Origin of the sequence: uncultured Bradyrhizobium sp. (assembly GCF_964252615.1) — a bacterium.
Classification (GTDB): domain Bacteria; phylum Pseudomonadota; class Alphaproteobacteria; order Rhizobiales; family Xanthobacteraceae; genus Bradyrhizobium.
In genome coordinates, this window is record NZ_CAXUNQ010000006.1 from 141,650 (window position 1) to 167,660 (window position 26,011).

The window sequence follows — 26,011 nt, forward strand, 5'->3', positions numbered from 1 at the left end:
ATCAGGTCGCTTTCATGCCAGCGCTTTGTCCATGACTGTGCCAGAAAAGCAACGTTACATGGTTCTTGTATCGAGACGTCACAGCCGGGCTTGACCCGGCCATCCATCTTCCTCGAACAGACATTTGCGAAGACGGATGGATACGCGGGTCAAGCCCGCGTATGACGCAATCCGGAGCGGCGAGGGTGGGCTTGCACTCAAATGAACGTTGAAAGCCTCGGGCTTGCAGGTGAAGGCGCCGCGCGCCGGCGCGCGAGCGTCGGGGTTGTGCTTGTCCTCCTCGTGCTGCTGCTCGTGCTGATCTCGCTCGGGATCGGACCGGTACGGCTGTCGCCGCTGGCCGTGATCGATGCCTTGTTCGGCGGCGGCAGCGACGTGCAGCAGATCATCGTGCTGGAAATCCGTCTACCGCGGACTATTTTGGGACTTGCGATCGGCGGTATCCTTGGGTTGTCAGGTGCGGCGCTGCAGGGATTGTTGCGCAATCCGCTGGCGTCGCCGTCGCTGTTCGGCGCCCCGCAATCCGCCGCCTTCGGCGCGGTGCTGGTGATCTCGCTCGGGCTTGCCGATGTGCGATCCTATGCGCTGCCGGTTGCGGCGATCGCAATGGCGTTCGCTTCGGTATTCGTGCTGCTGGCCATCGCGGGCCGCAACGCCGGACTGTTGATTCTGATTCTGGCGGGGCTTGCGATCTCCAGCCTTGCGGGCGCCCTGACGGCGCTGGTGATGAACCTGTCCGGCAACCCTTTCGTGGTGCTGGAAATTGCATTCTGGCTGCTCGGCTCGTTGGAGGACCGCAGTTTCAGACATGTGATGCTGGCGCTGCCGTTCATCGCCGCGGGGGCCGTCATCCTGATGAGCCACCGCAACGCTTTTCGAGCGCTCACGCTTGGCGAAGAGACGGCACAAAGCCTGGGCGTCGATGTCGGCCGGTTGCGGCTCATGGTGATCGCTGGCGTCGCGCTCGGAGTCGGCGGCGCGGTCGCAGTCGCCGGCACCATCGGTTTCATCGGTCTGGTTGCGCCGCATCTGATGCGGCCGCTGATCGGCCACGATCCGGCGCGGCTGCTGGGGCCGAGCGCGCTCACCGGCTCCGCGCTGCTGCTGGCCGCGGATATTGCGGTGCGCATCATTCCGTCGACCAGCGACATCAAGGTGGGGGTACTGACCTCGATCATCGGCGTACCGTTCTTCCTCTATCTGATCATGCGCGAACGCCGCGCGTTCGATGGAGGCGCCGCATGAGCGCAAACGCGTTTCTCGTTGCGCAAGCTCTTGGCGTGACGCTCGGCGGCCGCGCCGTCCTGACGGATGTATCGCTGTCGTTGTCGTCGAGGCATCTGGTGGCGTTGGTAGGACCGAACGGCGCCGGCAAGACCACGCTGCTGCGCGCGCTGGCCGGCCTGCAGCCGTCGCACGGTACGGTTCACGTCGGCGGCGAGGCGCTGTCGTCGCTGCCGTTGCACGAGCGCGCGCGTCGCTTCGCCTATCTGCCGCAGGGCCATGTGGTGCACTGGCCGTTACCGGCGCGGGATATCGTGGCGCTCGGCCGCATCCCACATGGCGCCACCGACCCGACGCGGTTGACGGTTGCAGATGCCGAGGCGGTGCATCGGGCGATGCAGGCAGCCGAGGTGGTTGAATTCAGCGAACGCCGCGTTACCGAGTTGTCCGGCGGCGAGCGCAGCCGCGTCGCACTGGCCCGGGTACTGGCGGTAGAAGCGCCGGTCATGCTTGCCGATGAACCGACCGCGTCGCTCGATCCGCGCTATCAGATCGACGTCATGGCAAACCTGCGCAATGCCGCCGATCGGGGCATGCTGGTGATCCTGGTGACGCACGACCTCGGCCTCGCCGCAAGGTTTGCGGACATCGTCCTGGTATTGTCGGAAGGCCGTCTGGTCGCGGTGGGTCCGCCAACCGACGCTCTGTCGGAAAAAGTCATGGCCGAAGTGTTCCGGATCAGCGCCTATCGCGCCGAGCATCGGCGCGAAGCCGTGATCGTGCCGTGGTCGGGGATTTGAAGCTTATGAGCAGGCGCCTGATGTCCCGGTGTGCATGCATCGTTGTCGCGATGATCGGCAGCGCCGCACCCGCCGCCGAACGGCCGCGCCTTGCCTCCATGAATGTCTGCACCGACCAGTTGCTGCTGAACCTGGCGGACCCTGAGCAAATCCTTGGCGTTAGCCGCTACGCACGCGATGCGTCGCAATCCTGGGCGGCGGCCGATGCGCGCCGGCATCGAATCCTTTCCGGGGGCGCCGAAGACATTCTGGTGCTCAGCCCTGATGTCGTAGTGGCGAGCTTGTTCGACAAACGTTCGACCCGCGAGCTTCTGAAAGAGAAGGGTATCCGCCTTGCCGAGTTCGACGTGCCGCGCTCGGTCGGCGAGGTCAGGGAGCAGATCCGCCGGATGGGCGATATCACCGAGCATTCCGATCGGGCGGCGGCGGAAATCGCCAAGCTCGATGCCGCGGTCGGGCATGCGCGCCGGACTGTTGCGCATAAGCGCTATCGGGTACTGCCGCTGTCGCGTCGCGGCTGGGTGTCCGGCAGCGACAGTCTGCTCAGTTCACTGCTGACCGAGGTCGGCCTTTTCAATGCAGCAGGCGACCTCGGCGTCGCCTTTGGCGGATTTGCCTCGCTCGAAGCGATCGTGAATCTGAAGCCCGATTTCATCGTGGTATCGGACGCCGTCGATCATGCCGAGGATGATGGTCGCGCTTTCCTGCTGCATCCGGCGCTGCAACGTCTCTATCCGCCGTCGAGACGCATCGTGATTCCGGACCGGATGACGGTGTGCGGCGGCGGCATGCTGGCGGATGCGCTCGACGTGCTGACTACGGAGCTGGAGCGGGTCAAGCCTGTCATTGCCGGCGAAGCGAAGCAATCCGGACCGCAGTTGCCGTAATCTGGATTGCTTGCTCGCTTCGCTCATCGCAACGAAATCCCTAACCTGCCACCACCGGACCACCGGCTTTCTTCCACGCATCGATGCCGCCTTCGATGTGGGCGGTATTGGCCAGACCGGCGGCTTTCGCCGCTTTCACGGCCATTGCCGAGCGCTCGCCGAACGCGCAGAAGAACACAATGCGGCGTCCGCTCGCGGTCGCAACTTCGCGCAGCATGCCGCCCGGCTGCAGGCTTTGTTCGATGGCGGGATATGGCGCATGCAGGGCGCCGGACAGCATCCCGTACTTGGCACGCTCACTGTTCTCGCGCAGGTCGACGAGTAAAAGCTCCGGCCGCCCGAGGCTCTGGATGGCATCCCGCGCACTGAGCGCAAGCCCCTGTTTTGCGAGATCGTTCTGATGCAGGCCGACATGCATGTTGGCGGGCACCACTACGTCCATCAGTTTCGGGTTTGGCAGCTTCAGACTGTTCATCAGCTCGACATATTCGTCCACCGTGCGGACCTGGAGCCGCGGGTTGAACCGTTTTTCTTCGCCGATGGTAGAGACAGTATCGCCTTTATAGTCGTGCGCGGGAAACACCATCGTCTCATCAGGCAGTTTGAGCAGCCTGCCAAAAATCGAATCATATTGCATGCGCGCGCTGCCGTTCTGGAAATCGGTGCGGCCGGTGCCCCGGATCAGCAGCGTGTCGCCAGTGAACACGCGGTCGGCCATCAGATAACTGTACGAATCGTCGGTATGGCCGGGTGTGTACATCACGCCGAGGCTGAGACCTTCTATCATCACCTTGTCACCGTCACTCACCCGCATCGCGACCACATCCGCCTTGCTTTGCTCGCCCATGATGGTGATGCAATGCGTGCGGTCGCGCAGTTCGCCCAAGCCGGTGACGTGATCGGCATGCAGATGGGTATCGACGGCTTTCACCAGTCTCAAATCGAGCTCACGCAGCAACTGGCAGTAGCGATCGACCTTCTCCAGTACCGGATCGAGGATCAGCGCCTCGCCGCCGGCGCGGCTCGCCAGCAGATAGCTGTAAGTTCCCGATGTGCTGTCGAACAACTGGCGAAAGATCATGGTACATTACCCTTCGTCATTCCGGGACGCGTCCCTTGGCGCGGGCCCGGAATCCATACACTCCGTCGTGGTCGTGGATTCCGGGCTCGCGGCTACGCCTCGCCCCGGAATGACGACTTATATCGCGCCTAAAAATCAATCCTGTCCCTCACTCCATCGAGTCCCGCCTTAGCGCATTCTTCGTCCTTGTCGCCGCCGGGCGCGCCGGATACGCCGATGCCGCCCAGCAGCGTACCGGCGGTCTCGATCACTAGGCCCCCGGCCAGCATTGCGATGCGCGGCATCCGCGCCAGGCCGGCATCCATCTGGCCGTCGCGGACCATTTTTGCCAGATCGGCAGTGCTACGACGAAAGCTCAACGCGGTGTAGGCCTTGGCGGTCGCAATATCGGCGGCGGGAAGGCCGGCGTAGCGGTCGCGTAGCAATACCTGCGGCTGGCCGAAGCGGTCGACCACGACGACCGCGACCTGAAAGCCATTGTCGCGGCATTTCTTCATGGCACCCTGCGCGGCTTCCAACGCTACTTCGGGCGACAGCGATTTATAGGTGACAAGCGCGTCGTCGCCGGCGATGGCGGGCGTGCAAAACAAAGCGAGCGCCGCAAATAAAAGCCGTCGTCCGCGCGAAAACGAGGACCCAGAACCACCGCCGTTTGTTTCGATCCCCGACCCTGCCACCGTCACTAAACCGAACCTTCCGTGTGTATGGGTCCTCGCTGCGCGGGAACGACGTTGGGGATAACGGCTTATGGCCGAACATAACTCCAGCCCCGTTCCTGCAATTCCATCAGCCGGACGACACCCGAAGGAACGAGGGTAGCATCGGACAAGACCGAGATGGCGTGACCTTCGGCCTTTTCCATGCCCTGCTTGGTGTTGTTGCAGGCCGAAAACTGAACCTTGCCGGGAAACGCAAGCTCCTTGAGACGCTTGATCCGATCCTGCACCGGCGAGGTATCGGCGCGCAGCATATGCAGGCCAGGGCCATAGGTGATGATATCGACCTCCACGTCTTCATTTTTGGCGCGATAATATTCAATCACGTTGGCGGCATTGTTGAGCGCGAGGTTCATCACTTGCGGGTCGTTCTGGTCGACCTGAATGGCGAGGCGATGCGGTTTTGAGTCCGCAGTGAGGCCCGCTGACATCAGCGACATTGATACCAGTGACGCGGCCAGCAAATAACGAAACAATCCGCCCATATCGAATCTCCCTAAGGTCGCACCAAGGTATAGCCATTCTCGGTCAGCGCCAGAATTTGTCCGACGCCGACCTGAACCGGAATTGCCGCCGGAATGATCTCAGGCCGCTTGCCGGTTTCACGCTCGATGGTATCGACGGTGTTCAGGCAGACGTCGAACCTGACGCCCTGCGCGATCAAGCTTTCGACGCGCTGCCGATTGGGATTTCCGGAACGCAGCAGGTCGATGCCCGGGCCGAACGTCACCACCTCGATGGCAATCCTGTCGGGATCATAAGCCTTCAGTAGATTATTGGCGATGCTGATCACCAGTCCCTCCTTCCTGGAGTCATTGTCCGAAAGCTGCAAGGCGATACGGTGCTCCGCGAAAGGTTTGTCGGGCAGCGGCGCCGGCTGCGCGTTTGCAACAATCGGCGCGGTTGCCAGCACCAATGCTGCGATCATCGCGCGGGCAAGGCCGCCGGTTCTCCGACGCGCATGTTTCCCGAATTTTTTCATCCTGGTTCCGCAATGCCAGGATTGTCGGCAACGCCTTTCAGCGTGACGCCGCTCCCGCGCCGATCCAACATTTTTCCGGCGCGAAGATGCCTGGCAAACACATCCCACACAGGCAAGCCTTTCTGCTCGTTGACCGAAGCCCATCCGGCCACTTTGTAGCTCTTGCCGGGCTCTATCGATCGTCCGTTATCCAATTTCAGCTCCGAAATGCGCCGCCCGACGGCTTCCGCCGGCGCGCAGGTGTAGGCCATGCCGCCGACGCGGACCATGTCTCCGCCTTGCTGATAATAGGGGTCGGCGTTGAACAGATTGTCGCAGACGTCTTCCAGAATATCCTTGATCTGACCGCCGGTCATGCTCTGGAGATAGGTTTCCGGATAGGTGACCGCGGTCTCCGAGAGCACGTCTTCCATCGTTACTGGCTGGCCCGGCAGCACGCTGGTGCCCCAGCGAAAACCGGGCGACAGCGCGATCTCGGCGTCGAATTCTCCACGCAATGCATCGCAGATCAACTGATCCATGGTGCCGTTGAAATTATCGCGGCGGTACAGCAGCCGGTCGGTGGTTGCTATCTTTTCCGCATAGTTTGCGGCATACGGCGCGCGAACGCGCTCTATCAGCGTCTGCATCGCAGCGTCCGGTTTCAGCAGTTCCGAAAATACCGGCAGCAGCCGATAGCGCGCGTCGCGCAGCTTGCCTTTGGCAAGATCGAGATCCAGCACGCCCAGAAATTTTCCGTTGGATCCGGCATTGGTGACCAGCGTGATACCGCCGGGATTGCTCACAGCAATTGGCCGCGGTACCGCGTCGTGGGTATGGCCGCCGAGAATGGCGTCGATACCCGTGACGCGGCTGGCGAGTTTCAGATCGACGTCCATGCCGTTGTGCGACAGCAATATTACGGCGTCGACCTTGTCGCTATTGCGCAGGGAGTTTACCAGCTTCTGCAGCTCGTCGTCGCGGATGCCGAACGTCCAGTCCGGCGTGAAGCGTTTCGGATGCGCGATCGGGACGTAAGGAAACGCTTGGCCTATCACGGCGATGCGATAGCCGCCGATTTCCTTGATAGTGGCTGGCTTGAACACGCGGCCCGATGCGGCGTCGTAAGCCGGGGCGTCGTTGAAGGCCGCTTCTTCAGTAAGGAAGACGTTCTGCGCGAGGAATTCACCTTTGAAGCGATCGAGGTTGCCGCGCAACGCTTTTTCGCCGTAGGTGAATTCCCAATGACCGGTCATGGCTTCGATGCCGAGCAGGTTTGCCGCCTCGACCATGTCGGCGCCTTGCATGGCATTGGCGAGGCCGCTGCCCTGCCACAGGTCGCCGCCGTCGAGCAGCAGCGCATTGTCGGGTCCGACGTCAGCGCGCAACCGATCGATCAGTGTCTTCAGATGCGCAAAGCCGCCGAGCTTGCCGAAGCGCGCGGCGGATCTTTTAAAATCCAGACAGGTAAAGGCATAGGCATTGGCGCTGTCGGGCTTTATCTCAAAGCGATCCAGAAAGGCGCGGCCGACCAGGTGCGGAGGGCGGCCCTGCATCACGCCGATACCGAGATTGACGCTGGGCTCGCGGAAATAAACCGGCAGCAACTGCGCATGGGTATCGGTCATGTGAAGGATGCGGGCATTGCCGAAGCGTTCGAGATCGTAAACGCCAGGGCCGTCGGCAGAATGGCCGATGCGCGGCAAGCCGCTTGTAAGCACGGCGGCACCCGCGAATTTCAGCAGGTCGCGGCGGCGGATCGTCATGTCGCATTCCCGCTGACATCAAGTACGCGTCGGTCATGGCCGGGCTTGTCCCGCCTGCGGCGCCGCATGCCCCTCGGCGCGGCGAAGGCCCGGGCATCCACGTCTTTCCGTCCAGCGTGAGCCCAAGACGTGGATGGCCGGGACAAGCCCGGCCATGACGATGAAATGATAGGTTCGATCGGAATTCTCTGCATCTATCTCACGTCGCGGGCTCAGCGAATTTCCATATCTTTCCAGAGCTCTTTCTCGCTTTTGGCCTGGAAGATCGAGGCCCTTGCCAGCGCCTCGGCTTCCCTCGAGGATGCAACTGCGGCATCGAAATTGCCTTCTGCAGCAGCTTTCTTGGCGGCCGCCAACGTCGCCGCGGTTGTGGTCCATTGATTGCGGATCGCGCCAGCCTCTTTGTTCGCGGCTTCGGCGGCGGAATAGGCCGCGGTGAAATCGGCTTCGGAGGCGGCTTGCAATGAGGCCGTGCCCGCACTCAACCAGATAAGTGACAGAAGGATCGATATTCGCATTTCAATCCTCATGGCCGCGCTCCCGGACCGGAAATCGGCAGTCCGTTGCTCACATATGAGAGATAATATTCGAGGTCTCGGTATTCGTCGTCCTGCGGATTGAGCGGCACGCCGCGGATCTGGCTGTTGCAGGTGGTGAAACGCCGGCTGGTCGTGCCCATGCCGCTCCATTCAGAACGATAAATCGGCATTGCATTCAATATGCCGAGCGCGGGCGCCAGCACCTCGGCGCGGATTCGCTCGCCCGGGCTTTGCACGTGGCAAGTCGCGCAGGAGAAATTGAGTTGGCCGCGCCGTGTGTAGAAGTACTCTTTGCCTTTCTGATAGGCCTGAAGTGCGCGGGGGTCGTCGGGAATCTTGATATCGAAGGGTTTTCCCCGCGAGGTGAATGCCATGTAGGCGGTCAGCGCTGCCATCTCGTCTCTGACGTAGGAAAAAGGCGGCTCGCCATTGGCCTCGCGGCAGCGATTTAACGCCAGTTCAAGCGTAACAACCTTGCCTTCCTTGGTGTCGAAATAGGGATAGTCCTGCCGGATGCCGATACCCTGGTTCGGGAAGCAGTCGGCGTAGCTCTTGCCGTTCTTGAACTGCTTTGAAAACATCTCCTTGCCCATGTCGACCGAGAATTCGTAAGGCGGGAACTGTTCTTTCTCCTGCCACTGCCGATGCAAGCCCTCGTCCATGGAATAGGGTCCGTTGACGAAATCTTCCAACTTCACCTTTGGAAACTTGTCGGTGAAGAATTTCTTGAACGCCGCAGCGTCGGCCGGCGGGTTCGGCGTGTCGGCCGCAACCGCAGGCATTGCGCCGATCAGCGCAGCCAAAGCCAGACCGGCAAAAGCGAAACGGGCCGCAGACCGCATGTTGTTTCTCCGTCGACCGCGATCGGCCGCTACTGAATCTTTGCCGTGGTAGCGTCGGTGGCGCCCTTGTTGTCGACCCAGCTTATCTTGAGGTCGTCGCCCTTCTTGCCTCCCTTGAAGCTGAACTTGACGTAAGGGTCCTTGGAAACGGCGCCGCCCCAATCCGCGACGAACACGCTCTTGCCGTCAACTTCGAATGTCAGTTCCTGTATGAAGTGCGGCGGTATCAACTCGCCTTTGGCGTCCTTGACGAAGCCGGAATCCATCGGATGCTGAATTAGCGCCTGGACCTCGGTGATTTCACCGCTGGACGTTGCGCGGACGCGAATGGTCGATGCCATCGGAATTCTCCTTTAACCGCCGCAGCCGCCGACGGTGACTTTGACTTCCTTGCTCGCGCTGTAGAGCTTGCCGCCGGCCTCCACAACCGCGATCACGTTGCTGGTCTTCGCCATCTTCAGCCGGTTGGCGACGTTCGGAATGGTACCTGGCGGAATCCTGTAGGTGGCCGCCAGCGCGTTCGGATTTTCCGTCACCAGAATCGAGATCGAAGTGACATCGGCGAGCGTCGAACTCACGGAGATCGGCACCACCGCGCCGTTCTCCGCGATCTCGGGCGCGTCGAGCTTCACCTTGTCGGATAGTTCGGCGGTCTTGCCGTAAAGTGTTTTGATCGCGTCATCGCTGCTCTTCTGCTTGAACGCATCTTCCGGATACTTGTCGTTGGCTGCGGCAAGCGCGGGCGTCAGGTCAAAACGGATACCTGCAACACCCATCAGCGCAAGTATTGCCGCGCCTTTGAGGATCAATCGCCGCTTTAAATCAACGGGTTCGATCGACTTAATCATTTGATTCTCCTTCGAAGCAATGGCGCTGATCACAGCGTTTGCAGAAAATCCACCACCGCGCTGATCTCCTTGTCGGTCAGAATGCGATTACGGCCGAACGGGGGCATTACGGTTAGCGGGTTGCGTTTGGTTTCGTCGAATACGATTGCGACGAGTTCGTCGCGGTTTGGATATTTGGCTTTGATGCCGACGAGTTCGGGACCGATGCTGCCCGGCAGGTCGCCGCCCTTGATCACGTGGCAGGTAAGGCAATTGCCCTTGCCGCGATCGAAAGCGAGTTTTTGGCCATCGGCTGCAGCCGATTGGGCGCGCGCGGGCGTTGGCACCGCCAGCACGCCGAACAGCGCCGCGGCAAACGCCATCAGCAAGGTGGCCTTGGTCGGGGGAGTGAGTGTCAACGGCGGTGTCCCCAAGTTTCTATTTCGGCTGCATGGTATCGAGCGGTCCGGTTGTCCGTGGCGTCAGGTTCCTGTCTTCTGCCGTAGACAGGATCTTGATGTCCTTGGGATCGGCGCAGGCGCTCATGCACGGCTTGGCCATGGTATCAGGTCTCGGATCGCTCCAGACGAAACTGTCGCGATTAGGCATTTTGACTTGCGGCAAAGTACCCCGGTCGGCGACGAAATCACTCGGAACGACGTCGTTCAGGTTCAGAATATAGGCGGTCAAAGCATAAACGTCATCGGCTGACAATGTGTGCGGCGCCGGCATCGGCATCGCGCGGTTAATGTAGTCCCACAAGGTCGGCGCGAACGGCCAGTAGCTGCCCACCGTTAGTTCCGGCCGGTCATGTTTCAACGTCCCGATACCCCCCACAAGCTTGGGAAAGCGGCCTTCGCCCTCACCGAACGTACCATGACAAGTCGCGCATTGTTCCGCATAGACCTCCGCGCCCCTGTGAACCGTGCCGGTGCCGAAAGGTAAGCCGGCACCGTCCTCGCCGCGCACGTCGATGTCCCAGCCGGCGACTTCAGCCGGGGAGGCAGGTTTGCCGTAGCCGTAATGGCCGGGCTCGGCGGCGAAAGCGTGGGAAGTAGCGAACGATGCTACTGAAATCGTGATTGTGAGAACCAAAGCGACCAGGCAATCCAGTCTGTTTCTTATTCTGGATTGCTTTGCGGAGCCTGTCATCGGGCGGCGCTTTTTGCCGATCAGCTCGCTGGCAATGTCGCTTTCACGAGAGCTGAACATCGAACACGCTGCCGTCGGGCTTCACCTGCCAGGTCTGGATCGAATTGTTGTGATAGACCGAATTCAGTCCACGCTGTGTTCGCAATTGCGTAATGGTTGGCTGCACGTACCCAGTTTCGTCAACCACGCGGGATTCCAGCAACGCTGGCTGGCCATCCCAGCGCCACGGCAGCGTAAACCGCGTAAGCGCTTTCGGCAGCACCGGGTCATGCAGCCGCGCGCGTTGCCAGTTGACCCCACCGTTGGCGGAAACATCGACCTGCGTCACTTTGCCGTTGCCGCTCCATGCTAGCCCCCGAATCTCATAGAGGCCTGGGCCGCTCAGCGGCTTTTCCGGGCAGGGAAAAGTAATGACCGACTTGGCCTCGATCAGCCAGGTGAAACCGCGTGAGGTGCCGTCCGGCATCAGGTCGGTGTATTTCGAAGTTTCCTCGCGCGAATACCACGGTCTGTCGCCGAGTTTGATGCGGCGCAGCCACTTGATGCTGACGTTGCCCTCCCAGCCCGGCACCACCAGCCGCAACGGATAGCCCTGCTCCGGTCGCAGCGCCTCGCCGTTCTGCGCGTAAACCACGAGGCAATCGTCCAGGCATTTGTCGAGCGGCAGACTGCGGTTCATGTGCGCGCCATCAGCGCCTTCGACCATCGCCCACCGCGCGTCCTTCTTGAGGCCGACTTCCTCAAGCAAGGTCGAGAGCCTGACGCCGGTCCATTCGGCGCAGCTGATCATGCCGTGATTGAACTGTAGCGAATTCAATTGCGCCGCGCGCCATTCCATGCCGCCATTGGCCGGGCATTCAATGAAATGGATGCGCGAGACGGCAGGAAAGCGTATGATGTCTTTCATGGTGAGGATCAATGGGCGTTCCACCAGCCCGTGAATCATCAGCTTGTGCTTCTCCGGATCGACGTCCGGGCGGCCTGCGTGATAGCGCTCGAAGAACAGGCCGTTCGGCGTGATGATGCCGTGCAGGTCCTGCAGCGGCGAGAAGCTGATAGAAGATTCGGTGCCGGCGGTGAGCCACGGCACGTTGCGCCGGATGATACCGGCCTCGGTGTCCGCGGGCCTGCCGTAGGGGCGATCGACCACGCCGGGCCCAATCGATTGCGACCACGGCGCGTCGGCGGGCGGAGAGGAGATCGGAGTTTCCGCACAACCCGGTCTTGGGCCGAAGGGGCCAAGGGCGACTCCGCCGCTCAATGCCGCCCCCAGCCTAAGAAAAGAGCGCCGGCCCAGCAGTGGGTTGCGTAAACCCGCGAGCCTCGATGCCACCGGCATACCGCGCCAGAATTCGGGCCGCACGTTTCCTCGCTTCGCGGCTTGGGCCGCATGGTTCCCTGGCTGTTTCAGCCCTATCGGCGTTATCTAATTTAGTCAATGCTAAATAACTGTAAGGGATGTAGAATGCGACGAGCCTGTGCCTCGTCAGGGTTGAAATCATGAGAGCTGTTGCAATCGCGAAAAAGATGCCGGCCGCGCCGGCCGACGTTGCCGCGCTGAAGAAGCTGGCGAAGCAGGCCGGCGAGGCCGCGCAGCTTTTGAAGCTGCTGGGCAACGAGAAGCGGCTGCTGATGCTTTGTTTTCTCGCGGTGCGCGGCGAAATGACGGTAGGGGAGCTGGTCAACGTCGTAAAACTCAGTCAATCGGCGCTGTCGCAGCATCTGGCCCGATTGCGTCAAGACGGTCTGGTGGTATTCCGCCGCACCTCGCAGACGTTGCATTATCGCGTCTCCGACGCGCGCGCATTGCGCGTGCTGCAGGTGCTCAAGGAGATCTATTGCGGAGACGTGAAGTGACGCGCTTGGCTGTCACGATGCTGGTTGTTGCGGCCTGTGCCGCGACTTCAGTTCATGCCGAGGATGCTTCGCCCTATGCGGCGATCACCATTCCTCTGAACATCGATCAGGTGCCGGGCAAACCGGTTTATTTCAGCACCGGCAATCCCGGCGTCCCCGGCAAGGACAATGAGGGCAATACCTCCAACGCCGGCTTTGTCATCACCTCCGACGGTGTCTTGGTGTTCGACGCGCTGGGCACGCCGAGTCTCGGATGGGCGATGCTGCGGGAAATCCGGAAAGTAACCGACAAGAAGGTGCGTTACGTGATCGCAAGCCACTATCATGCCGATCACATCTACGGACTGCAGTCGTTCAAGGATCACACCGACGCCATCATCGTCGCGCAGGAGCGCGCCGGCGAATACAGGGAGAACCAGGAAACCGCTGACGAAAAGGCCGGCCAGCGGCTCGACCAGCGCCGCGGCGCGCTGTTTCCGTGGGTCGACAAAGATACCCGCGTGGTGCCGCCGGACATCACCTTCAGGGACCGCATGACGATCGCGCTCGGCGACAAGCGCTTGACGCTGCTTTATGCCGGACCGGCGCATTCCTCCAGCGACATTATGATGCTGGTCGAACCCGATAGCGTGCTGTTCGCCGGAGACATCGTGCAGAACGGCCGCATTCCGCACATGAACAGCGACGACGTCTCGACCACGCAGTGGCTGGCGGCGCTGGGCGAGGTGGAGCAACTCAATCCGAAATTCGTCATTCCCGGACACGGCAAGGCATCGGTCCAGGCGAAGCAGGCGATCACCTTCACCCGCGATTACATCCAGACGGTACGCAGCGCGATGGAAACGGCGGTGCAGAACTGGACCGATTTCGACGTGGCTTATGAGCAGGCCGACTGGTCGAAATACCGTGACATGCCGGCCTTCGCAGCCAACAATCGCGGCAATGCCTACCGGATTTACCTGGAACTGGAGCAATCCCGCTTCAAAGCTGATAAGCAATGATTCAAACAGCCGTCATTCCGGAGCGAGGCGTCGAACCCCGACTCCAGAAACGCATCTGTATTCTGGTCTGCGCCAAGTGCATCCCGGATTGACGGCGGCAACAACGAAGCGCCTTGAAATCAAGAGTGTACGCCATGGCTGAATATGTTGTGGAATACGGCCGGAACGGCCAGTCGACCGAACCGGATGGCCGCCTCGATGCGGCGGCGTTTCACCGCAATCACCAGCCGATCCGGGCAACCCTGCAAATGTTCCTCAATGGCAAATGCGGGGACGTGCTCGAAGCCGGTAGCGGTACCGGGCAGCATGTGATCGATTTCGCCCGTCATATGCCGCAGATTACCTGGTGGCCAAGCGATCTCAACCAGACGCATCTGAAGAGCATTCGAGCGTGGCGAACCCATGCGCAGCTTTCGAACGTGCGCGCGCCGCTGCGGATCGATCTGTCCGATCCGGCATGGTGCCCGGAGATGCAGGATGGGAGCGGCCCCGGCAAATTGCTGGCGGTGTTCTGCGCCAACGTGATCCACATCGCGCCGTGGCGCGTTGCTGAAGGGCTGTTTGCCGGGGCGGCGCGTTATGTGCGCTCGGACGGGCGGTTGTTGCTTTATGGCCCGTTCAAACGCGACGGCAACCACACCGCCCCGAGCAACGCGGCATTCGACGCCAGTCTGCGAGCCAACAATCCCGAATGGGGCGTGCGGGATATCGGTGATCTGAATACGCTCGCCGGAAGTGCGGGCTTTGATCTGACCGAAATCGTGGATATGCCCGCCAATAATCTTGTTGTCGTATTCGCACGGCGATAGCGGCCGAACGGCGATGCATGGCGCGCCCCCATTGGCATTGGTTGATTGCGCCTCTGCCGCCCTTCATAGTGCGGTGAATCGATACAGGCGGTTGCAACGGCCGTCTTTTGGGAATGAAATGCTGATGATCGAGGTAAGCGCGACCGAGGACATGGCCGACGACGCCCGCGCGCGCTCCAACGTGGTACGTCTCGCCGCGGCGCAGGCGCTGACCGGCGCGAATTCCGCGGTCATCTTTGCAACCGGCTCGATTGTCGGTGCGATGCTGGCGCCCGACATCTCGCTCGCGACCGTCCCGCTCTCTGTCTATGTGGTCGGGCTTGCCGCCGGCACGCTGCCGACCGGCGCTATCTCTCGCGCATATGGCCGGCGCGCCGCCTTCATCATCGGCACCGGTTGCGGCGTGCTGACCGGTGTGCTCGGGGCTTTCGCCATCCTGCGCGCCTCGTTCGGGCTGTTTTGCTGCGCGACATTCCTCGGCGGGCTTTACGGGTCGGTGTCGCAATCCTATCGCTTCGCCGCGGCCGATGGTGCAAGTGCTGCGTATCGTCCCAAGGCGGTATCGTGGGTGATGGCCGGCGGCGTATTCGCTGGCGTGCTCGGGCCGCAGCTCGTGCAGTGGACCATGGATATTTGGCCGCCGTATCTGTTTGCCTTCAGCTTCGCGGCGCAGGCGGTGGTCGCGCTGATTGCGATGGGGGTGCTGGCGGGTGTCGATACGCCGAGACCTGCGGCGGCCGATCTTCATGGCGGTCGGCCGCTGTTTACGATTGCGCGACAACCGCTATTCATTGCGGCGGCGCTGTGCGGCGTGATCTCCTATCCGATGATGAACCTGGTGATGACGTCGGCGCCGCTGGCGATGAAGATGTGCGGCTTGAGTGTGAGCGATTCCAACTTCGGCATTCAGTGGCATATCGTGGCGATGTATGGGCCGAGCTTTTTTACCGGCGCACTGATCGTCCGCTTCGGTGCGCCCGTCATTGTCGCGCTTGGGCTGTCACTCGAGGCCGTCGCGGCCGGCATCGGGCTTTCCGGCATCACCGCGATGCATTTCTGGACCGCCCTGGTGGTGCTCGGCGTCGGCTGGAACTTCAGTTTCATCGGAGCTTCCGCGCTGGTGCTGGAAACGCATCGGCCGCAGGAGCGCAACAAGGTCCAGGCTTTCAACGATTTTCTGGTGTTCGGCGTAATGGCGCTGGGATCGTTTTCGTCGGGTCAGTTGCTGGCGAGTTATGGCTGGTCGGCGGTCAACATCGTGGTGTTTCCGCCGGTGCTGCTGGGGTTGGCGGTGCTGGCGCTCGCATCGTTGGCCAGGCGGCGGCGATTGCAGCCGGTATCCGAATTTCCCGATCAGAGCATCTGATCGGCCGCCTTGTCGCATCTGTCTATTTGGAGGTTTGATGCCGTCGCGAGCTCTGCTGGATGAATTCATCGCCGTCGTCGAAAGCGGTGATCATGCCGGCGCCATTGAACGCTATTATAGCGAAGACGCCAGCATGCAGGAGAACGCCGCGCCGCCGCGGTTCGGTCGCGATGCACTGGTTGCGTACGAACGCGGCATACTTGCGCGGACATCCAACGTCTATTCGAAGGCGATGTCTTCGGTGGTCGAAGGCGATCGGGTTGCGATCCACTGGATATTCGAACTCACCAGCCTTTCCGGCAAAGTGCGTCGCGTCGATGAGGTCGCCATGCAGGAGTGGCGTGGCGACAGGATTTTTCGCGAGCGGTTCTTTTACGACCCCGGCCCGCCGAAATGATATTTCGGCATTCATCGAGGCGTCGAAACTGGTCGTTCTGCTAACAATTGTCGTCATGGCCGGGCTTGTCCCGGCCATCCACGTCTTAGCACTCGAGACAGAAGACGTGGATGCCGGGACAAGTTCGGGCATGACGAGTTTCAAAATAACCGGGGCAAACATTGGAAACATCGACCGGCACCATCAACGAAACCTCAATCCGGTACAGTGGCTGGCGCATTGTCGCGGTCTGCTTCCTGGTGGCGACCTTCGGCTGGGCATTTGGTTTTTACGGCCAAAGCGTCTACCTCGCCGAGCTGCATCGTATTTACGGTTGGCCTACGTCGCTGATTTCGACGGCGACGACGTTCTTCTATCTGTCGGGCGCGCTGCTGGTCGTCTTCGTCAGCGAAGCGGTCCGCAGGTTCGGCCCGCGCAACTGCCTGCTGGCCGGCGTGTTTACGATGGCGGCGGCCGCCGCGCTGATCGGTCAGGTCAAAGCGCCGTGGCAGCTATACGCGGTAAATGCGCTGCTGGCGTTCGGCTGGGCCGGGACAAGCCTCGGCATCATCACCAATACGCTGGGCCTCTGGTTTGACAACAAGCGGGGCATGGCGATCAGCCTCGCCTTGAACGGGGCGAGCTGCGGCGGCATTATCGGGGTGCCGCTGATGGTCGCGGCGATCGGAAGCTTTGGCTTCTCCCGCGCCATGGTCGCCGCCGCCATCGTCGGCGTGGTGGTGCTGTTGCCGGTCATTGTGATGTTGGTCGGATTTCCTCCCGGTTGTACCGCTGCCGCGGCCACGCCCGTCCTTGTGGATGCGTCGCCCACACGGATACGCGCGCGGGCATTCCGCGATCCGGCTTTCCTGTCGGTGTCGATTGCATTCGCGCTGGTGCTGTTCGCGCAGGTCGGTTTTATCGTTCACCTGATCTCGTTCCTCGATCCGTTGATCGGACGCGAGCGCGCCGCCGTCGCCGTTGCATTGATGACGGCAATGGCGGTAGCCGGCCGTGTGCTGTTCTCGACGGTGATCGACCGTCTGAACCAGCGGCTGGCCTCGGCAATATCATTCGTCAGTCAAGCCGTCGCGCTGATTGTCATCATCAATCTGCAGAACGATATTGCGCTGATGGCGGCTTGTGCGCTGTTCGGGTTTTCGGTCGGCAATCTGATCACTCTGCCGGCGCTGATCGTGCAGCGCGAGTTCGATCCGCGCTTGTTCGGCGTGCTGGTCAGCCTGATCACCGGGATCAATCAGATCACCTATGCGTTCGGTCCCGGCGTGGTCGGATTGCTGCGCGACGCGTCAGGGAGTTATTCCCTGCCGTTTTATGGCTGCATCGGGCTGGAATTGGCCGCCGCGGCACTGATCATGGTGCACGGGATACGCGCCCGGTCCTAGCAGTTCGTCATTGCGAGGAGCCCCTTGCGAGGAAGCAATCCAGTTCTTTGCATCGCTGGATTGCTTCGCTTCGTTCGCAATGACGTGAAACTAGGCTTTAGGTTCCCGCATCAGATCGTCGAGATCGAGCTTGCGCGTAAACATCGCCAGCGATCCATCCGGCTTGCACGGCCATTCCTGTTGCGGCCGATCCCGGTATAGTTCAACGCCGTTCTGATCGGGATCGCGCAAGTACAACGCCTCGCTGACGCCGTGATCACTGGCGCCGTCGAGCTGTATGCCCGCCTGCAACACGCGGTGCAAGGCATCCGCCAGCGCAATGCGGCTCGGATAGAGAATCGCGGTGTGAAACAGGCCGGTGGTGCCCGGCGCCGGCGGATGGCCCCCCTTGCTCTCCCACGTGTTCAGCCCGATGTGGTGATGATAGCCGCCCGCAGAGATGAATGCAGCCTGATCGCCGTGGCGCTGCATGACTTCAAATCCGAGCACGCCGCAGTAGAATCCCAATGCGCGGTCGAGGTCGGCGACTTTCAGATGGACATGTCCGATCCGGGTGCCAGCAATGATAGGGATATTAGACATGATCGCCTCTATTACTTCGTCATGGCAAGGCTTGGCACGGCCATCCGCATCTTTCTTGCTTAGCGACCGGTAAGGCGTGGATGCCCGGCACAAGGCCAGGGATGACGGCCCATTTTTCGTGCCTTACGAAGCCAATTCCGACACTTCGCCCTCGGGAAGCTCGAACTCGAATGTATTCAGCGTCATCGATACCATGGTGTAATAGCCGCATAGCCCGATGATCTCGACCAGTCCACGCTCGCCCAGCAGGTTCACCGCCTCGTCGTAGAGGCCTTTGGCCACGCCATGGCCTTCGTGCAGCGACTTGGCTACGTCGTAGATCATCTGTCCTTTCGGATCGTCAAACTTTGGCGTGCGGCGTTGACGGATATCTTCGATGATATCGGGGCTCATGCCGCCTTTCAGCGCAAGCCGCTTGTGGGCGTACCATTCGTAATGCGAGGTCCAGTGCCGCGCGGTGACCAGAATCGCAATTTCGGACAGCTTTGCCGGAAATACCGTGTCGAAGCGCAGAAACGCACCGAGGCGGGTAGCATGCTTTGCCATTTCCGGGCTGTTGAGCCAGGCCATCATCGGCGGCGGCGGGCTGCCGCGCTTGCTGGCGATCGATTCATCGTAGGTTTTTTTCTGATCGTCGTTCATTTCGCCAGGCGAAAGCAGCTTCAGGCGCATCTCGGTTTCCTCTTATTTTTCGGTCCTTGCGGCGCGCGTGACGCCGGATCGCAGAAGCTCTACCATATCCCGCAACAACGCGGCACACGCCAGAGATATATTGAATTTCGCGACGCGGCCGGTAAGGTCCGCCCGGTAACGATGCATGGATGGAAACGCCCTGATGTCCGACCTCAATCAATTCCGCCGCGAAACCCGTGCATGGCTGGAAAGTAACTGTCCGCCCGAGATGCGGCGGCCAATGACATCAGACGAAGATACCTTCTGGGGTGGTCGCAATACCAAATTCTCCTCCGAACCGCAGCGCATCTGGTTCGAGCGGATGCGCGACGAGGGCTGGACCGTCCCGCACTGGCCGAAGGAATTTGGCGGCGGTGGTCTTGATCCGGAGCAAGCCAAGATCGTGCGCCAGGAAATGGCCGCGATCGGCGCGCGCCCGCCGCTGACCAGTTTCGGCATCTCGATGCTCGGACCGGCGCTGCTGAAATACGGTACCGAGGCGCAGAAGAAAGAGCATCTGCCGAAAATCGCCGCCGGCCTGATCCGCTGGTGCCAGGGGTATTCTGAGCCGAATGCGGGCTCCGATCTTGCTTCGCTGCAGACCCGGGCGGAAAGCGACGGCGACGACTTCGTCATCAACGGCCAGAAGATCTGGACTTCCTATGCGAATTTTGCCGACTGGATTTTTTGTCTGGTACGCACCGATGCTTCCGGGAAAAAGCACGATGGCATCAGCTTCATCCTGTTCGACATGGCTTCGAAAGGAGTTTCGACTAAACCGATCTTGCTGATTTCCGGCAAGTCACCGTTCTGCGAAACCTTTTTCGACAATGTACGTGTTCCGAAAGCTAACGTGGTCGGCACGGTCAATCGCGGCTGGGACGTGGCAAAATATCTGCTGCAGCACGAGCGCGCGATGATTTCGGGCATGGGCGAACGCGGCGTCGGCCGGCCGCTCGGGCAGTTGGCGGCCGACTCGGTCGGTACCGACGAGCACGGTCGACTCGAAGACCCGATGCTGCGCGGACAGATCGCGACGTTCGAGATCGACGAGGCGGCCCTGGCCTGCGCCGCCGAGCGCGCGGTCGATCTGGCAAAGGCCGGCCAGGCGCATCCGGCGTTTTCCTCGGCGATGAAATATTACGGTACCGAGTTGAACAAGCGCCGCTACGAGATACTGATGTCCGCCGGCGGCGCCGACGCGCTGGAATGGGAGAGCGAGCGCTCGAATCAGGGTGCGCGTCCGCGCGCCTGGCTGCGCACCAAGGCCAATTCGATCGAGGGCGGTACCTCCGAGGTGATGCTCGGCATCGTCGCCAAGCGCATTCTCGATCTGCCGGGGGCGTAGCATCACCGAATATCGTTATGCGCGGGCTTGACCCGCGCATCCACCTCTCCTTACGACAGCCTCTCGAAGAGGAGGAATTGCCGGGTCGAGCCCGGCAATGACGCTGAAACATAGACATCTTTAAAACCGGACCCTCTCATGGCCCTCGTCCTCAACGAAGAACAATCCATGCTGCGCGATAGCGCGCGCGGCCTTATCAGCGACAAGGCGCCGGTGTCACACCTGCGGCAGCTGCGCGACTCCAGGGATGCGACCGGTTTCTCCCGCGAGTTGTGGCGCAGCTTCGCCGAGATGGGATTTTCCGGCCTTCTGGTGCCGGAGGATTTTGGCGGCAGCGGGCTCGGCTGCGTCGAGGCCGGCGTGGTGATGGAGGAAATCGGCCGCACGCTGATGCCGTCGCCGTTTTTGTCTACCGCCGTGCTGGCGGCGTCGGCTCTGGCGCGCGGCGGCAGTGCCGCGCAACAATCTGAGCACCTGCCGAAGATCGCCGATGGTTCACTGCTGGCAGCATTAGCAGTGGATGAGGGCGCAAAACATCGCCCGCTGCAGACCAAAATGCAGGCGACACGGTCCGGCAACGGGTTCAAGCTCAACGGCGCCAAAGCGTTCGTGGTCGATGGCCACGCCGCCGATCTGCTGATCGTTGCGGCGCGGTCCGCGGGTGCCGCGGGTGAGCGCGACGGGCTGACGCTGTTTCTGGTCGATCCCAACAGCAAAGGCATCCAGACCGAGCGCACCGCGATGGTGGATTCGCACAACGCGGCGCGTATCACGTTCGACAATGTCGAGGTCAATGCCGACGGCGTGCTCGGCGAAGTTGATCAGGGCGGCGGGTTGCTGGAAGGCATCCTCAATATCGGTCGCGGCGCGGTGGCATCGGAAATGGTCGGCGTCAGCGAGGAGGTGTTCGGCCGCACCGTCGGCTACCTCAAGGAGCGCAGGCAGTTCGGCAGGCTGATCGGCGAATTTCAGGCGCTGCAGCACCGTGCCGCGCATCTGTATGTCGAGATCGAGATCACCCGTGCCGCGGTGCTGAAGGCGCTGCAGACCCTCGACGCCGATTTCGAGAATGCCGCGGGCGCGGTCGCGGTCGCCAAGGCGCGGGCCGGCTCAACCGCGACGCTTGCGGTGCAGGAGGGCGTGCAGATGCATGGCGGCATGGGCATGACCGACCAGTTCGACATCGGTTTTTTCATGAAGCGCGCGCGGGTGTGCCAGGAGTTGTTCGGCGATGCCAATTTCCACGCCGACCAACTGGCAAGATTGAAGGGGTACTAAATACCACCGTCATTCCGGGGCGCGCGCAGCGCGAGCCCGGAATGACGGTGCTTAGATTTGCCCTACCTGATCGGCGGCGCGTACTGGATGCCGCCGGCGCTCCATAGCTGGTTGAGACCGCGCGGAATGCCGAGCTTCGATCCCGCGCCGACGTTGCGCTCGTAAACTTCTCCGTAGTTGCCGACGTGTCTGATGATGCGCGCGGCCCAATCCCTGGTCAGGCCGAGGTCTTCGCCATAAGCGCCCTCGGTGCCGACCAGCCGCATCACGCCGGGCTTCTTCGATTTCAGCGCCTCGTCGATATTCTTCGAGCTGATGCCCAGTTCTTCGGCATTGATCATCGCGTACAATGTCCACTTCACGATCATCATCCAGTCGTCGTCCCGTTGGCGGACAACCGGCGCGAGCGGCTCCTTCGAAATCACGTCGGGCAGGATGACGTGATCGTTCGGCTTGGAATGGTTGAGCCGCAGCGCGTAAAGTTGGGACACGTCCGCGGTGAAGGTGTCGCATTGCCCGGCTTCATAGGCCTTGAAAACCTCGTCGAGTTTGCCGAATTTCAGCTCCTGGTATTTGATGTTGTTGTCGCGGAAGTAGTCGGCGAGGTTGAGCTGCGTAGTGGTGCCGTCCTGCACGCACACTTTGCTGCCGTCGAGTTCCAGCGCCGAATCGATGTTGCGTGACTTCGGAATCATGAAGCCTTGGCCGTCGTAATAGGCGACCGCCGGAAAATACAGATCGTAATTGGTCTCGCGTGACATGCTCCATGTGGAGTTGCGGGACAGAATATCGACCTTGCGGCTTTGCAGCTCCTTGAACCGTTCGGTGGTATCGAGCGGAACGAATTTTACCTTTTTCGGATCGTCAAAGATCGCCGCCGCCACTGCGCGGCAGAAATCGACATCGAAGCCGGACCAGCTTCCCCTGTCGTCGGGGATGGAAAAACCGGGCAGGCCGGTGTTGACGCCGCACAGCACGTCGCCACGCCGGATTGTCCGCTTCAGCGTTTTGGTGTCGTAGCGTTCATAGGCAACGGCGGCTGCGCCGACCGCGACCGCAATCGCAAGGCCGATCAAAAGCCCGGATCTAAATGTCCGCATCGCTGTATCCTAAACAAGAAATCGGAAAAGTTATGCGCGTGTTCAAATCACCGCCGCGTTACAGCGACGGTTTTTGCCGCACGATCACCTTGGTACCGACGGGGATGCGGTCGTAGAGGTCGGTAACATCGGCATTAACCAGCCGGAAGCAGCCTGACGAAACCGCGGTACCGATCGTGTCCGGCCGGTTGGTGCCGTGAATGCGGTATACGGTGGCGCCGAGATAAAGCGCACGGGCGCCGAGCGGGTTGCCGGGGCCGCCGGCCATGAAACGCGGCAGATAGGGCTGCCGCGCTATCATCTCCGGCGGCGGCGTCCAGTCCGGCCATTCCGCCTTGCGCGAAATCGTCAGCAGGCCCTGCCACTGAAACCCATCGCGTCCGACACCGATGCCATAGCGAATGGCGCGTCCGTTGCCCTGCACCACATAGAGATGCCGCTCCGAGGTCTGGATGATGATGGTGCCCGGCGCCTCGGTGGTGCGGTAGAGCACCATGGTACGCCTGAATTCCCGATCCAGTTCTACGGAATCGTCAGCGATCAGACCGGGCTGGTCGCCGGGATCGTTTTGCTGTGCGAAGCTTTGCGAGGCCGAAAGCGACAGACCGACCGCTGCAATGAAGATCCAGATCAGATGCCGAAACGGGATCATCGAAAGCCCTCCTGTCGACGTTCGCGACGGTATCTATCACCTGCGCCTAACCACGGGAACCATCAAAATGCGCTAAAGATGCCATGCGGCAAGGCAGCTATTTTGGCGCGATCCACAGTTTTAGTCCGTACGCGACGATGGTGAGCGTGCCGACGCCACCGAGCCAGAGCGCGCCGAACCACAGCAGGCGCCGCATGAGCGGCGCCGGTTTCCGCTGTGGGAACGTCAATGGTAGCCGCTCTCGGGGTTGACCTTGCCGCGAAAGATCCAATAGGACCAGCCGGTGTAGCCGAGGATCAGCGGGACCATGATGGCGACGCCAACCAGCATCAGGATCTGACTGTTTTCAGGCGCGGCGGCCTGCCAGATGTCGATGCTCTGCGGCACGATGTACGGATACATGCTGATGCCGAGTCCGGCATAGGACAATCCGAATAACGCCAGCGTCAGAAAGAACGGCCGGTAGTCCTGCCTGTTGGCAAGACTGCGCAGCAACAGCGCGGTGACGACGGCAACCGCGATCGGCACCGGCGCAGTCAGAAGCATGCCCGGCCAGGCGAACCAGCGCGTGGTGTACTGGATGTGCAGGAACGGAGTGGCGAGGCTGACCACGACGATCGCGGCCAGCATCGCCATCAACAGCCACCAGCTCAGCCGATAGGCCTCATCGCGCAACTCATCCTCGGTTTTCATCACCAACCATGTCGCGCCGAGCAGTGCATAACCAATCACAACCGCGACGCCGGTCAGGATGCTGAACGGCGTCAGCCAGTCCCACCAGCCGCCGGCATAATGGCGCCCCTCGACGTGGACGCCCTGCAGCATCGCGCCGAGTGCGACCCCCTGCGCCAGCGCCGCGAGCAACGATCCGCCAAAGAACGCAATATCCCACAAATTGCGCTCGCGTGTCGTTCGCCAACGAAACTCGAACGCGACGCCACGAAAGATCAGGCCGATCAGCATGGCGATGATCGGCGTGTACAGTGCCGGCATTAGTATGGCGTAAGCCAGAGGAAACGCCGCGAACAAACCGCCGCCGCCCAGCACAAGCCAGGTCTCGTTGCCGTCCCAGACCGGCGCCACCGAATTCATCATGACATTGCGGTCCGCCTTCTTGGGAAACAGCGGAAACAAGATGCCCAGACCGAGATCGAATCCGTCCATCACCACATAGACAAATACCGCGAACGCGATGATGAAGGCCCAAATGGTGGCGAGGTCAGGGGCGATGCTCATGAGGCACGTCCCTTTGCTACCGTGCCGGCCGCCGGCGTGATGCCTGCGGTCCGTGTCGGCGCGTCGCGCTGCGGTCCCTGTTCGCCGTGATGGGGCGGTACCGCCATCAGCCGCAGGATATAGACAATGCCGGCGGCAAATATAGCGAAGTACACGATGACGAAGGCGGTCAGCGACGAGGCGACCGCGGGCGTCGCCAGCGGCGACGCGGAGTCCGTGGTGCGGAGCAGCCCATAGACCGTAAAGGGTTGGCGGCCAACCTCGGTCGTAAACCAGCCCGCCAGCACTGCGATGAAACCGGCAGGACCCATCGCGAGCGCATAAAGATGCAGCGGGCGCGATTGATAGAGCGTACCGCGCCAGCGCATCCACAGGCTGAGCAATCCGACGCCCAGCATCAGAAACCCGATGCCGACCATGGTGCGGAACGACCAGAATATCACCGCCACAGGCGGCCAGTTTTCCCGCGGCACGGTATCGAGGCCCTTCAGCGGCGTGTTCAGCGAATGTTCGAGAATGAGCGACGATGCTTTTGGGATCTCGATTGCGTATTTCATTTTCCCGGCTGCCTGATCGGGCACGCCGAACAGGATCAGCGGCGCACCATTCGGATGGCTGGTGAAATGGCCTTCGATTGCCATAACCTTCACGGGCTGATGCTGCAGCGTGTTGAGGCCGTGCTGGTCGCCGGCGAAAATCTGGATCGGCGCGACCAGCGCTGCCATCCACATCGCCATGGAAAACATCACGCGCGCGCCGGGCAGATGCTGATCTCGCAGCAGGTGCCAAGCGCCGACCGCGCCCACCACGAAAGCGGTGGTGAGGTAGGCCGCCAGCACCATGTGCACGAGGCGATAGGGAAACGACGGGTTGAAAATCACTTTCAGCCAGCTGGCGGCCACGAATTGCCCGTCTGCGTTGACGGCGTAACCCGCAGGCGTTTGCATCCACGAATTGGCCGAGAGTATCCAGAACGCGGAAACCAGCGTGCCGATAGCGACCATTAGCGTCGCGAAGAAATGCAGTCCGTGGCCGACCCGCTCGAGGCCGAACAGCATGACACCCAGAAAGCCTGCCTCGAGAAAGAATGCGGTAAGCACCTCATAGGCCATCAACGGGCCCAGAACGGGACCGGTCTTGTCGGAGAATGTCGACCAGTTGGTGCCGAACTGATAGGACATCACGATACCGGATACGACGCCCATGCCGAAGGCGATGGCGAAAATCTTCAGCCAGTAATTGAAGACGTTGACGTAGACCTCGCGCCCGGTCCACAGCCAGAGCCCTTCAAGCACGGCGAGATAGCTGGCGAGCCCGATCGAAAACGCGGGGAATACGATGTGAAACGACATTGTGAATGCGAATTGCGCCCGGGCCAAAACGGTCGCGTCCAACCCTTCAAACATCGAAGCATCCGGCGTTGTTGTATCCGGGTGGACGATAACACGCACCGTTGCCTGGGGATATCGCGGCGGCGCGACCTCAACCTGGCTCCAGACGCAGATCGACCCGGAAGGGGGGCATCCCGTCCGG

The 26,011-nt window shown here is 61.3% G+C and carries 30 protein-coding genes; 11 read left to right on the plus strand and 19 right to left on the minus strand.

What is annotated here, in order from left to right:
* Window positions 1-201: 201 nt before the first annotated feature.
* Genes ACFE72_RS06035 through ACFE72_RS06045 form a run of 3 tightly spaced genes read left to right on the plus strand, consistent with a single transcriptional unit; the run spans window position 202 to window position 2,911 of the window.
* Entirely contained in the window at window positions 202-1,245 is a 1,044-nt protein-coding gene (locus tag ACFE72_RS06035; protein WP_375412158.1) for a FecCD family ABC transporter permease, read from the plus strand.
* On the plus strand, window positions 1,242-2,024 hold the full coding sequence (locus tag ACFE72_RS06040; RefSeq protein WP_375412159.1) for an ABC transporter ATP-binding protein: 783 nt from the start codon (window positions 1,242-1,244) through the stop codon (window positions 2,022-2,024). The genes ACFE72_RS06035 and ACFE72_RS06040 overlap by 4 nt, the downstream gene beginning before the upstream one ends.
* A 20-nt stretch (window positions 2,025-2,044) precedes the next feature.
* Window positions 2,045-2,911 (plus strand): ABC transporter substrate-binding protein, encoded by an 867-nt coding sequence (locus ACFE72_RS06045; protein ID WP_375412160.1) that lies wholly within the window; start codon window positions 2,045-2,047, stop codon window positions 2,909-2,911.
* A 40-nt stretch (window positions 2,912-2,951) separates the two neighbouring features.
* Here the strand turns inward: ACFE72_RS06045 and ACFE72_RS06050 are convergent, their stop codons facing one another.
* From ACFE72_RS06050 to soxC, 12 genes are all read right to left on the minus strand, one after another.
* Entirely contained in the window at window positions 2,952-3,992 is a 1,041-nt protein-coding gene (locus tag ACFE72_RS06050) for an MBL fold metallo-hydrolase (RefSeq protein WP_375412161.1), read from the minus strand.
* Window positions 3,993-4,120: 128 nt separating this feature from the next.
* Entirely contained in the window at window positions 4,121-4,582 is a 462-nt protein-coding gene (locus ACFE72_RS06055; RefSeq protein WP_375412162.1) for a heme-binding protein, read from the minus strand.
* Window positions 4,583-4,737: 155 nt separating this feature from the next.
* The gene (locus ACFE72_RS06060) at window positions 4,738-5,193 is read right to left on the minus strand and encodes a DsrE family protein (protein ID WP_375412163.1); all 456 of its coding nucleotides are present in this window, start codon (window positions 5,191-5,193) and stop codon (window positions 4,738-4,740) included.
* A gap of 11 nt (window positions 5,194-5,204) precedes the next feature.
* Window positions 5,205-5,690 (minus strand): hypothetical protein, encoded by a 486-nt coding sequence (locus ACFE72_RS06065; RefSeq protein WP_375412164.1) that lies wholly within the window; start codon window positions 5,688-5,690, stop codon window positions 5,205-5,207.
* Window positions 5,687-7,435, minus strand: coding sequence for a thiosulfohydrolase SoxB (soxB, locus tag ACFE72_RS06070; protein WP_375412165.1), 1,749 nt, complete (start codon window positions 7,433-7,435; stop codon window positions 5,687-5,689). Before soxB ends, ACFE72_RS06065 begins: the two co-directional genes overlap by 4 nt.
* 212 nt (window positions 7,436-7,647) lie before the next feature.
* Entirely contained in the window at window positions 7,648-7,953 is a 306-nt protein-coding gene (locus ACFE72_RS06075) for a hypothetical protein (RefSeq protein WP_375412205.1), read from the minus strand.
* Between the two features lie 8 nt (window positions 7,954-7,961).
* Window positions 7,962-8,756, minus strand: coding sequence for a sulfur oxidation c-type cytochrome SoxA (gene soxA, locus ACFE72_RS06080; RefSeq protein WP_375412206.1), 795 nt, complete (start codon window positions 8,754-8,756; stop codon window positions 7,962-7,964).
* 89 nt (window positions 8,757-8,845) lie between these two features.
* Entirely contained in the window at window positions 8,846-9,157 is a 312-nt protein-coding gene (soxZ, locus tag ACFE72_RS06085; RefSeq protein WP_375412166.1) for a thiosulfate oxidation carrier complex protein SoxZ, read from the minus strand.
* 12 nt (window positions 9,158-9,169) lie between these two features.
* On the minus strand, window positions 9,170-9,664 hold the full coding sequence (soxY, locus tag ACFE72_RS06090; RefSeq protein ID WP_375412167.1) for a thiosulfate oxidation carrier protein SoxY: 495 nt from the start codon (window positions 9,662-9,664) through the stop codon (window positions 9,170-9,172).
* A 29-nt stretch (window positions 9,665-9,693) separates the two neighbouring features.
* Entirely contained in the window at window positions 9,694-10,026 is a 333-nt protein-coding gene (gene soxX, locus ACFE72_RS06095) for a sulfur oxidation c-type cytochrome SoxX (protein WP_375412207.1), read from the minus strand.
* 55 nt (window positions 10,027-10,081) lie between these two features.
* A complete protein-coding gene (locus tag ACFE72_RS06100; protein WP_375412168.1) occupies window positions 10,082-10,855 on the minus strand; it encodes a c-type cytochrome in 774 nt (257 codons plus the stop codon).
* Window positions 10,839-12,134 carry a sulfite dehydrogenase gene (soxC, locus tag ACFE72_RS06105; RefSeq protein WP_375412208.1) on the minus strand — a complete coding sequence of 432 codons (1,296 nt, stop codon included), beginning with the start codon at window positions 12,132-12,134 and terminating at the stop codon, window positions 10,839-10,841. The genes ACFE72_RS06100 and soxC overlap by 17 nt, the downstream gene beginning before the upstream one ends.
* A 188-nt stretch (window positions 12,135-12,322) precedes the next feature.
* Between soxC and ACFE72_RS06110 the strand changes: the two genes are divergently transcribed.
* The 6 genes from ACFE72_RS06110 to ACFE72_RS06135 all read left to right on the plus strand — a co-directional run bounded on the left by ACFE72_RS06110 (window position 12,323) and on the right by ACFE72_RS06135 (window position 17,610).
* On the plus strand, window positions 12,323-12,652 hold the full coding sequence (locus tag ACFE72_RS06110; RefSeq protein ID WP_375412209.1) for an ArsR/SmtB family transcription factor: 330 nt from the start codon (window positions 12,323-12,325) through the stop codon (window positions 12,650-12,652).
* Window positions 12,649-13,653: an MBL fold metallo-hydrolase gene (locus ACFE72_RS06115; RefSeq protein WP_375412169.1), complete on the plus strand. Its 1,005-nt coding sequence runs from the start codon at window positions 12,649-12,651 to the stop codon at window positions 13,651-13,653. The genes ACFE72_RS06110 and ACFE72_RS06115 overlap by 4 nt, the downstream gene beginning before the upstream one ends.
* Window positions 13,654-13,787: 134 nt before the next feature.
* Complete coding sequence (locus tag ACFE72_RS06120; protein ID WP_375412170.1) at window positions 13,788-14,462, plus strand: DUF938 domain-containing protein; 675 nt, start codon at window positions 13,788-13,790, stop codon at window positions 14,460-14,462.
* Window positions 14,463-14,586: 124 nt separating this feature from the next.
* Entirely contained in the window at window positions 14,587-15,828 is a 1,242-nt protein-coding gene (locus tag ACFE72_RS06125) for an MFS transporter (protein WP_375412171.1), read from the plus strand.
* A 37-nt stretch (window positions 15,829-15,865) separates the two neighbouring features.
* On the plus strand, window positions 15,866-16,225 hold the full coding sequence (locus tag ACFE72_RS06130) for a nuclear transport factor 2 family protein (protein WP_375412172.1): 360 nt from the start codon (window positions 15,866-15,868) through the stop codon (window positions 16,223-16,225).
* 161 nt (window positions 16,226-16,386) lie between these two features.
* Window positions 16,387-17,610, plus strand: coding sequence for an MFS transporter (locus tag ACFE72_RS06135; protein ID WP_375412173.1), 1,224 nt, complete (start codon window positions 16,387-16,389; stop codon window positions 17,608-17,610).
* Between the two features lie 90 nt (window positions 17,611-17,700).
* On the opposite strand, the gene ACFE72_RS06140 is transcribed toward ACFE72_RS06135, so the two are convergent.
* Together ACFE72_RS06140 and ACFE72_RS06145 are read right to left on the minus strand one after the other, a co-directional pair.
* Window positions 17,701-18,192, minus strand: a complete 492-nt coding sequence (locus tag ACFE72_RS06140; protein ID WP_375412174.1) for a VOC family protein — start codon at window positions 18,190-18,192, stop codon at window positions 17,701-17,703.
* 123 nt (window positions 18,193-18,315) lie between these two features.
* Window positions 18,316-18,864: a carboxymuconolactone decarboxylase family protein gene (locus ACFE72_RS06145; protein ID WP_375412175.1), complete on the minus strand. Its 549-nt coding sequence runs from the start codon at window positions 18,862-18,864 to the stop codon at window positions 18,316-18,318.
* Between the two features lie 163 nt (window positions 18,865-19,027).
* On the opposite strand from ACFE72_RS06145, the gene ACFE72_RS06150 reads away from it, so the two are divergent.
* Window positions 19,028-20,212 carry an acyl-CoA dehydrogenase family protein gene (locus ACFE72_RS06150; RefSeq protein ID WP_375412176.1) on the plus strand — a complete coding sequence of 395 codons (1,185 nt, stop codon included), beginning with the start codon at window positions 19,028-19,030 and terminating at the stop codon, window positions 20,210-20,212.
* A 138-nt stretch (window positions 20,213-20,350) separates the two neighbouring features.
* Window positions 20,351-21,490 carry an acyl-CoA dehydrogenase family protein gene (locus ACFE72_RS06155; RefSeq protein WP_375412177.1) on the plus strand — a complete coding sequence of 380 codons (1,140 nt, stop codon included), beginning with the start codon at window positions 20,351-20,353 and terminating at the stop codon, window positions 21,488-21,490.
* 62 nt (window positions 21,491-21,552) lie between these two features.
* On the opposite strand, the gene ACFE72_RS06160 is transcribed toward ACFE72_RS06155, so the two are convergent.
* The 5 genes from ACFE72_RS06160 to ACFE72_RS06180 all read right to left on the minus strand — a co-directional run bounded on the left by ACFE72_RS06160 (window position 21,553) and on the right by ACFE72_RS06180 (window position 25,884).
* Entirely contained in the window at window positions 21,553-22,590 is a 1,038-nt protein-coding gene (locus ACFE72_RS06160; RefSeq protein ID WP_375412178.1) for an amino acid ABC transporter substrate-binding protein, read from the minus strand.
* 58 nt (window positions 22,591-22,648) lie between these two features.
* Window positions 22,649-23,242, minus strand: coding sequence for a L,D-transpeptidase (locus ACFE72_RS06165; RefSeq protein WP_375412179.1), 594 nt, complete (start codon window positions 23,240-23,242; stop codon window positions 22,649-22,651).
* A 97-nt stretch (window positions 23,243-23,339) separates the two neighbouring features.
* Window positions 23,340-23,471, minus strand: a complete 132-nt coding sequence (locus ACFE72_RS06170; protein WP_375412180.1) for a DUF2474 domain-containing protein — start codon at window positions 23,469-23,471, stop codon at window positions 23,340-23,342.
* Window positions 23,468-24,478, minus strand: coding sequence for a cytochrome d ubiquinol oxidase subunit II (cydB, locus tag ACFE72_RS06175; protein WP_375412181.1), 1,011 nt, complete (start codon window positions 24,476-24,478; stop codon window positions 23,468-23,470). The genes ACFE72_RS06170 and cydB overlap by 4 nt, the downstream gene beginning before the upstream one ends.
* Window positions 24,475-25,884 (minus strand): cytochrome ubiquinol oxidase subunit I, encoded by a 1,410-nt coding sequence (locus ACFE72_RS06180; protein WP_375412182.1) that lies wholly within the window; start codon window positions 25,882-25,884, stop codon window positions 24,475-24,477. The genes cydB and ACFE72_RS06180 overlap by 4 nt, the downstream gene beginning before the upstream one ends.
* Between the last annotated feature and the right edge of the window lie 127 nt (window positions 25,885-26,011).